This window comes from Microcystis sp. CS-574, from assembly GCF_028329095.1.
Lineage (GTDB): Bacteria > Cyanobacteriota > Cyanobacteriia > Cyanobacteriales > Microcystaceae > Microcystis > Microcystis ichthyoblabe_A.
In genome coordinates, this window is the sequence record NZ_JAQMSY010000174.1 from 26062 (window position 1) to 33814 (window position 7753).

General features: G+C 44.0%; 5 protein-coding genes and 1 pseudogene. All 6 read left to right on the forward strand.

The window, feature by feature from the left end:
- The first annotated feature begins 88 nt into the window (after positions 1–88).
- Positions 89–2875, forward strand: coding sequence for a cation-translocating P-type ATPase (locus PN470_RS14090; RefSeq protein WP_271937216.1), 2787 nt, complete (start codon positions 89–91; stop codon positions 2873–2875).
- A 249-nt stretch (positions 2876–3124) separates the two neighbouring features.
- The gene (locus PN470_RS14095; RefSeq protein ID WP_012266550.1) at positions 3125–3529 is read left to right on the forward strand and encodes a hypothetical protein; all 405 of its coding nucleotides are present in this window, start codon (positions 3125–3127) and stop codon (positions 3527–3529) included.
- A 31-nt stretch (positions 3530–3560) separates the two neighbouring features.
- Positions 3561–5393: an nSTAND1 domain-containing NTPase gene (locus tag PN470_RS14100; protein WP_271937219.1), complete on the forward strand. Its 1833-nt coding sequence runs from the start codon at positions 3561–3563 to the stop codon at positions 5391–5393.
- Between the two features lie 69 nt (positions 5394–5462).
- Positions 5463–6083 (forward strand): annotated as a pseudogene (locus PN470_RS14105) (WD40 repeat domain-containing protein); the annotation flags it as partial.
- A gap of 585 nt (positions 6084–6668) precedes the next feature.
- Positions 6669–6935, forward strand: coding sequence for a hypothetical protein (locus PN470_RS14110; RefSeq protein WP_002773835.1), 267 nt, complete (start codon positions 6669–6671; stop codon positions 6933–6935).
- 413 nt (positions 6936–7348) lie between these two features.
- The gene (locus PN470_RS14115; RefSeq protein ID WP_002736478.1) at positions 7349–7573 is read left to right on the forward strand and encodes a hypothetical protein; all 225 of its coding nucleotides are present in this window, start codon (positions 7349–7351) and stop codon (positions 7571–7573) included.
- Positions 7574–7753 lie beyond the last annotated feature (180 nt).

Genomic DNA, 7753 nt, shown 5'->3' on the forward strand with positions numbered 1-7753 from the left:
AGGAAGAGCTAGTTTAAACATTTGTTTTTTTCTGTGACTGCGGAAAGAAAGGGCTAAGATCTATCTAGATCAACTATCTTCACTTGCCATGGCCGCTAATGCCGACTATTCTGCCCATTCTAGACTTAACTTGCAACAACCTTGGCATACCTATTCGGTGGAAACCACCCTATCTATCCTCGGTAGTTCGGCTGTTAATGGCCTCAATAGGGAGCAAATCGCCCAAAGAATTAAATATTATGGCAAAAATGAACTAAAAGAACGTCCAGGGCGCAGTAATTGGCAAATTCTCCTAGATCAGTTTACCAATATTATGCTCCTCCTCTTAATTGCCGTGGCCATAATTTCCGGAGGACTGGATTTACTGGCATTGCAGCGCGGTCATCTGGCTAAAATTGGTGTTCCCTTCAAAGATACGATCGCTATTTTAACAATTGTCATCCTCAATGGTATCCTCGGCTATCTGCAAGAAAGTCGTGCCGAAAAAGCTCTGGCCGCTTTAAAAAAACTCTCCTCTCCCCAAGTTAATGTTATCCGCGAGGGTCAACGCAGAGAAATAGATGCGGTTAATCTCGTCCCCGGGGATATCATGCTGATTGAAGCGGGAACCCAAATCAGCGCCGACGGCCAAATTATCGAAGCTTTTAACCTGCAAATTCGCGAATCGGCCTTGACAGGAGAGGCAAATAGTGTTAATAAATCCGCCTCCATTGACCCCTTAGACAGGGATACTCCCCTTGGCGATCGCTTAAATTTTGTCTTTACTGGAACAGAGGTACTGCAAGGCCGGGCCAAGGTCATCGTTACCAATACGGGGATGACCACGGAATTAGGCAAAATCGCTCAAATGTTAGCAACAGTCGGCAATGAACCCACTCCTCTCCAAAAAAGAATGACTCACTTGGGTAATGTCCTTGTTGCTGGTTCTCTCATTCTAGTGGCCCTGACTATTACCATCGGCCTGATCAATGCCGGTTGGTCGGCCCTAGAGGAATTAGTGGAAGTTTCCCTTAGTATGGCAGTAGCCGTCGTTCCCGAAGGATTACCCGCAGTTATCACCCTAACTCTCGCCCTAGGTACCCAACGCATGGTCAAACGTCAGGCCTTGATTCGTAAACTGCCGGCAGTAGAAACCCTTGGTTCCGTTAATGTGATCTGTTCCGACAAAACTGGGACGCTAACGGAAAATAAAATGATTGTACGCGAGATAGAGACAGTTAATCGCAGTTTTTTAGTTACTGGGGAAGGATATAGCCCAAAAGGACAATTTTTAGACTCCAAGCAACGGGCGATCGATCCCAAAACCGATCTAGAATTACATCATCTTTTAATTGCCAGTATCCTCTGCAACGATGCCAGTTTAGACCTCGATAACGGTCACGATAGCATTTTAGGCGATCCCACGGAAGGAGCCTTATTAGTTTTAGGGGCGAAAGCGGGCTTAAATTTATCCCTAACCAAGCAAGAGTTCCCTAGAATCGCTGAAATCCCTTTTTCTTCCCAAAGAAAGCGAATGTCGGTCATTTGTCAAGGAGTCAATCGCGTACTATTTACCAAAGGTTCCCCGGAATTAATCCTTGAACAGTGTCTCTCCTACCAATCGGGATTAGAAAGTCTTCCTTTTGGGGATAGGCAAAAAGAAAAAGTCTTAGTCGCTAACAATGCTATGGCTAACAGGGGTTTACGAGTCTTAGGATTAGCCTATAAAACACTAATTTATCCGCCAGAATCAACTGAAATCAGCGAAGATAAGCTAATTTGGTTAGGAATGGTCGGTATGATCGACGCACCGCGACCAGAGGTACAAATCGCCGTGGCTAGGTGTCGAGAAGCGGGAATCCGTCCGATTATGATCACCGGCGATCATCAATTAACCGCTCTAGCGGTGGCTAAAAGTCTTGGTATTGCCCAAGCGGGAGCTTTAGTCATCTCAGGGCGAGAATTAGATAAATTATCACCAATTCAGCTAGAAAACATCATTGACAAAACTAACATCTATGCCCGTGTCTCCCCCGAACATAAATTAACTATTGTCCGCGCCTTGCAAAAAAAGGGTAAATTTGTTGCTATGACCGGAGATGGGGTGAATGATGCTCCGGCCCTAAAACAAGCAGATATCGGTATTGCCATGGGAATCTCCGGAACCGATGTCACCAAAGAGGCTAGTGATATGATTCTCCTTGATGATAATTTTGCCACTATCGTCGCTGCCACGGAAGAAGGGCGAGTGGTTTATAACAATATTCGCAGTTTTATTAAATATATTCTCGGCAGTAATATCGGGGAAGTGATTACTATCGCTGCTTCGCCTCTTTTGGGTTTAGCTACTCCTCTCACTCCCCTACAAATTCTCTGGATGAATTTAGTTACTGATGGTTTACCCGCGTTAGCTTTGGCAGTGGAACCCGCTTCTCCTAATATTATGCGTCGCCCTCCTTTTAGTCCCCAAGAAAGTATTTTTGCTCGCGGTTTGGGCAGTTATATCGTGAGAATTGGGATTATTTTTTCGATTATTAATATCACTCAAATGTTAATCGCTGTGCGCTTGGATCCGCTTTTTGGTAATACTGGTTCATGGAAAACTATGGTTTTTACTACTCTCTGTTTAGCTCAAATGGGTCATGCCATTTCCGTGCGATCGAGCGATCATCTTACCATAGAAATGAATCCTTTGACTAATCCCTATCTCTGGGTAGCAGTAACCCTGACGACAATTTTTCAACTGATGTTAATCTATGTTCCTGCCCTGCGGGATTTTTTCGGCACTCAATTTTTAACTAAAGAAGAATTATTAATCTGTTTGGGATTTAGTACCTTATTATTCGTTTGGGTGGAGTTAGAAAAATTATTTACCCGTTGGTATCATCGGCGATAATCAGGGAGTTTTTTTCATTGTTCAGTAAACAGTGAATTGAAAACTCAAATCCCATAACTGATAAACCCCATCCACAGGGAAAACCATAGTTTGGCTTTTTCAGCTACGATCCTTATATAGCAATACTTTTAAGGCTTAGTGCCTTGGCCGTAAAATTCCAGTTCTCTAGCTGATTGCGATTTGGCTTACTATTAAAAATTGTTTTGATCTAAGATTGAATCAGCAATATTTTATTGGGAGTATCAAACAATGGAACCAGTTTCTCTGATTATCGCCGCCTTGACTGCCGGTGCGGTTGCTGCGGCTAAAGATACGGCGGAAAAAGGCGTTAAAGATACATATCAAGGTTTGAAAACCTTGATTAAGCGTAAGTTTGCTAATGATGCTTTAGCACAGGCAATGGTAGAGGCAAAACCAGAGGATATCAAGAAAGCTGAAGGTTTGTTAAAAGATAAAATTGTCGAAGCCGGGGTTGATAAAGATAATGAAATCACTAAATTAGCCCAAGATTTACTAGACAAGCTCCAAGAACAACCCGGTGGACAACAAATTATCACCCAAAATATCAGTAATGTTAAATATGCTGCTACCTCTGGCACGGGTAATGCTAGTATTAGCGGCATCACCGAGCATGGCACATCTAAGGATGACTGAGACTGTATTTTAATTAATCAGGATGGTTGATATGTCAGAACCAAGCGAAATTCAACAAAATATTACAGAAGCTCAATATGCTGCTACCTCTGGGACTGGCAATGCAACCATCACGATTACCAATTACTATTATCGAGAAGAAGCAAGAATAGCCCCTGCTGATTCTGCCGATGTTGCCGATGATAATCTGCCCTGTCCCTATCGTGGCTTGTTTCATTTTGGGCCAGGAGATGCAGAATACTTTTTTGGGCGCAAAAGCTTTATCACAAACCTATTTCAGGCAACCCAAACCCGTAATTTCATCCCCCTATTAGGTGCGTCGGGAAGTGGTAAATCCTCGGTAGTTTTTGCGGGATTAGTCCCCAAATTGCAACAAGAAGGTCACTGGCAGTTTACCCATTTTCGTCCCGGTTCTGACCCTTTTCATGCCCTAGCTTTAGCATTAGTTCCCCTTTATACAACTAATCTAAATGAGACAGAACGCCTCGCCCAAGCGCGTCAGTTAGCCAATTATTTGCGTGATGGCGACATTCCTCTAGCTGACGTTGTTGCCCAAATCCAACAGAATTATCCCAGTGAACGGGTGCTGGTAATTGCCGACCAATTTGAGGAACTTTATACCCTCTGTCCTGATGAAACAATCCGTCGTAATTTTCTCGATAAATTAACTACATTCCCCTTTGAAAGGGTAGGAATGGTGTTGGTATTAACTATGCGGGCGGATTTCTTGGGGAATGCTCTTTCCTATCGTCCCTTTGCCGATGTCTTACAAAATACTGACTTGAAATTGGGGCCGATGAACCGAGAAGAACTCACAGAAGTTATTGAAAAACCGGCGCAAAAATTGGGGGTGACATTTGAAGCGGGACTGGTGGAGCGCATCCTCGATGATGTGGAGAGTGAGCCGGGGAATTTGCCATTACTAGAGTTTGCCTTAACGGAATTGTGGCAGCGGCGACAGGGCAAAGAATTAACCCATCTGGCATATACAGAAATTGGCGAAGTGCAGGGTGCTTTGGCCCGCCATGCCAATGAAGAATATGACAAGCTGAGTGAGGCGCAACGGAAAGAGGTGCGGCGCATTTTCATCCAATTGGTACGCCCAGGGGAAGGCACAGAAGATACGCGGCGGCTGGCGACAAAAGCGGAATTAGGGGCGGTAAATTGGGCGCTGGTGAAACAACTGGCGGATGCGCGTTTAGTTGTCACCAGTCGCAGTGAAGAGGCACAGGTGGAGACGGTGGAAGTGGTGCATGAAGCACTGATTCGCAATTGGGGGGAATTGCGGGGCTGGATGGATACAGACAGGGTTTTTCGCGCTTGGCAAGAGCGATTAAGGGCAGGAATGTATCAATGGCAACAGATAGAAAATGGAGACGTAACTGGATGGGATGAAAGCAGATTGTTGCGGGGTACAGCGTTGGCGGAGGCAGAAGAGAAGCTGAAACAACGTCCAGAGGATTTGAGCGAAGGGGAGCTATTTTATATCCAAGTAAGTGTAAAACTGCGAGACAAAGAACAAAGGCGGCGAGAACGTGTAAGACGACAGACTGTTTATGTTTATGTACTAGCAGGAGGTTCGATTTTGATTTTAGCTTTGGGTATATTGATTCAATGGCAGAACGCCGAAAAGCGAAAAGAAATAAATAACCTTGAACGACAACTAGAGTACGAGATAGAGTCCGCGAAAGAACAAGTAGAGTCCGCGAAAGAACAAGCGAGGACAAGCAAAATTCATGAGAGAGGGAGAATGTGTTACCAACTCCTAAGAGATAGGAATTGGAAACAAGGTTATGGAACGGTTGAGGAGTATGAAGAAAACAAAAGAAGGTTTGATTATTGTGAGTCGGAATGGGGTAAATAAAAGTAACACCGTGTGCGACTTTTTCAAAACTCTGATTTCACAAGTATTTCAAAGATACGGACTTGGCACGTTATTAGTGTCAGTTTCAGTCCTGACGGCAAGACTTTGGTGAGCGGTAGTCGGGACAACACTATCAAACTCTGGAATGTAAAAACAGGCCAAGAAATTCGCACCCTCAAGGGGCATGATAGCTATGTCTATAGCGTTAATTTTAGTCCCGACGGCAAGACTTTGGTGAGCGGTAGTTGGGACAAAACTATCAAACTCTGGAATGTAGAAACAGGCAAAGAAATCCGCACCCTCAAGGGGCATAATAGCCGTGTCAGAAGCGTTAATTTTAGTCCCGACGGCAAGACTTTGGTGAGCGGTAGTGATGACAAGACTATCACACTCTGGAATGTAGAGACAGGTCAAGAAATCCACACCCTCTATGGGCATAATAGCCTTGTCAGAAGCGTTAATTTTAGTCCCGACGGCAAGACTTTGGTAAGCGGTAGTTGGGACGGGACTATCAAACTCTGGAAGGTAGAAACAGACTCGAATTTATTGAATTTAGATGCTTTAATGGGGCGTAGTTGCGATTGGGTGCGGGTTTATTTGCAGAATAATATTAATGTCAGGGAGGAAGATAGGCATTTGTGTGATGGGATTGGTACAAAGAATTATCGGACTAAGGAGATTTTGCCATGACTTCCACGAAAGAATAGAGCTAACCAGCTAGGGTAAAATTAGGGTTTCGGCTTATCCTCAACTCAGCTTAACTAGGGATAGGCCGATTTATGTTGCTAAGGTTATATTTTGAGCAACTTTTGTCAATTTAGCCACAAACAGAAACATAAATCGTAGGTGCGTTAGCCAAAGCGTAACGCAGCAATTTATAGCGTTTCCTGTTCGCAAGAGGTACATTATCGATGTTGAAAAGCTTAATTAGCAAAGGTTAACTTGTGCCACACAGGTGTGAGAACTGCTATAACGCTCTTCTGGGACTTTCGGAAATTCCTGACCGAATCCAGATTCTGAAACCCTTGGTTGACAAGTGATCGCTAACTTTTTTTCTAATAAAAACTCAAATTTCGGGTTTCTGTTAGTTAGCGATAGCTTGAAGGTTTACCCCATAAGAGAGCTAGAGTTTAGAGACTGTAAGACTTTTGCCAGAGTCCCAGAAGAGCTTTATACTAAATCCGGTTATTGAAAACTGATTATCTATTACCCGGATTTAGTATGAGATATTATAGAGAGGTCTCCAGAAGTCAAATCGTAATCAGGAGTTAGTATATGCAAGCAATCCTTTTAAGCCGTGAAGAAGTTGCTCAACGTGCAGAGAAACTGTACGAAAGCAGAATCCGCCAAGAGGTGGAAGTTGAAGAAAAAATTGGCAAGATGGTCATCATTGACATTGAAACAGGTGACTACAAAGTTGATGAAAATGGCTTACACGCTGCTGACTTATTGAGCGAGAAACACCCCCATTCTCGGCTCTTTGGGATCAAAATTGGCTACAACGTTGCTGCCGCTGGTAATGATTCGGTAGTAGTGGCGTAGCTCTCTTGCTTACCTGGTATGAATTATGTAAAATATTTATTAATAAAAATAATTGGAACCCGATCAGTTTTTAAACCTCTAGCTTGATCATGACTTTTCTGATAAATATCTTTTTCTGGCTCCTGTCTGGCTTACTCAAATATTAGCTCTGGTAGGGTGCGTTCCCTAATGCAAGTATAGTTATGGTTTTCAGCGAATTGTGGGATGCCATGTCGCAGTAAGGTTTTTGCCTTGTGGTGATAGGCTATTCTCCCTAACGACCGTACAGCCGGGTTGCTTTTTGCTGCGGTCTTATGGAATAAGATGATAAAACTCCCAATCGAACTTTCAAAACCCACTCCCCTCCGACGGCTGGCAATGGCAAAACACAAAGCCTGCTTGACCCACAGCGTGCCGAATGCCTTTGGTTAGCTATGGCTGTAGCCACTCTCTGGACGGTTATGCTGGGTGGAGAAGCGGAAAATCAATCTCCTGAACCCAATTTAGAGCAACTTCCCCCCCAACATACTGTCTTTAGTAAAACTCTCCACCTCAAACCCTTACGTCAGCTTTCTTGTTTTCTTCTGGGTTCTATTACCCTAGTTGCTGATTTACTGAAAGGTTTGTCGATTCACCTTCATCGGAAATTTTGGGTCTGAAACCCCGCCGTTCTAGGTTGGCTTTACGTTAGAATTAAAAGGCCAGTCTCGAAAACCAAGTGGACGGCGCAGCACCTTGAAAACTCGGCTTAGGGGGTTCCGACCAGAAAAGCTTGGCCGGGTAAAAAGTCGCGCGCAACAAGTACAAGAAGCTATAGGCGGTCAACGTACCGTGGGACA